This window comes from Streptomyces sparsogenes subsp. cuspidosporus (genome assembly GCF_039532705.1).
Lineage (GTDB): Bacteria > Actinomycetota > Actinomycetes > Streptomycetales > Streptomycetaceae > Streptomyces > Streptomyces sparsogenes.
Window position 1 is genome coordinate 322,349 of the sequence record NZ_BAAASD010000002.1, and the last position, 894, is coordinate 323,242.

The 894-nt window shown below is 65.4% G+C and carries 2 protein-coding genes; both read left to right on the forward strand.

Annotation, left to right across the window (positions count from 1 at the left end; all coding sequences use genetic code 11):
• The first annotated feature begins 23 nt into the window (after window positions 1-23).
• Window positions 24-470, forward strand: a complete 447-nt coding sequence (locus tag ABFY07_RS03930) for a YbaB/EbfC family nucleoid-associated protein (protein ID WP_346173065.1) — start codon at window positions 24-26, stop codon at window positions 468-470.
• Between the two features lie 22 nt (window positions 471-492).
• Window positions 493-858: a hypothetical protein gene (locus ABFY07_RS03935; protein ID WP_346173066.1), complete on the forward strand. Its 366-nt coding sequence runs from the start codon at window positions 493-495 to the stop codon at window positions 856-858.
• Window positions 859-894: the final 36 nt, after the last annotated feature.

The following is an 894-nucleotide window of genomic DNA, read 5'->3' on the forward strand; positions in this document are numbered from 1 at the left end:
CTATCCCTAAGCAGGAGTGTCCGTTGAGCGAACCGATGCAGGAGCGCATCGCCCAGGCCATGGCCGAGCTCCAGGCCACTCAGGCCGCTGTTGCGCGGGCGGAGGCGGAGCTCCGTCAGGCTTCCGCGACGGTGCGCTCGAGCGATCGCGTGGTGGAGGCGACCGTCGGTGCTCAGGGCGAGTTGACGGGGCTGAAGTTCCTCGACAACAAGCACCAGAACATGACGGGCCCTCAATTGGCCTCCTCGATCATGGAGGCCGTTCGGCAGGGACGTGCGCAGATGGCCCGCCGGGTGATGGACACGTTCGCTCCCTTCACCCAGCCGGGCCCTGAAGGATCGATGCGCCGGGGCATCGACCTCGACTGGAACCGGGTCTTCGGATCGGCGCTCGACGGCGGCGGTCAGGCCGGTTCCGGCCGTTCCCAGAGGAACCGGCTGCTCGACGAGATCGACGAAGACATCGATTGATGTGCGGGGAAGGTGAGGGGCAGTGGCCGATTACAACAGCTACTGGGTGGACGCTGACGGCCTGGAGCGGGGCGTCCGGCGGATCGGACAGGTAGCGGGAATGCCGAAGGAGGCGTTGACCCGGTTCGAGTCCCTGGAGCGGGGGGTCGAGGGTTGGAACGGAGAGGACGACGAGTTCCACGACAAGTCCGACCCGCCGTACCGGCAGCAGAATGAGAGCTGCCGCTTGGTTCTCACCGGTCTGGAGAAGTTCCTGACCGGATTGCAGTCGGCCGTGCTGGAGAGCCTGCGCAGCGTCGGGGAGACCCACGCGGTGGTCCAGGACAGGATCAAGGACGCCCAGGGGAACAGCGAGAAATACGGCAACGGCGGTTCCGGGAAGCGCTAGATGTACGATATCGAGTATCCAAAAGAGGTCGAAGGC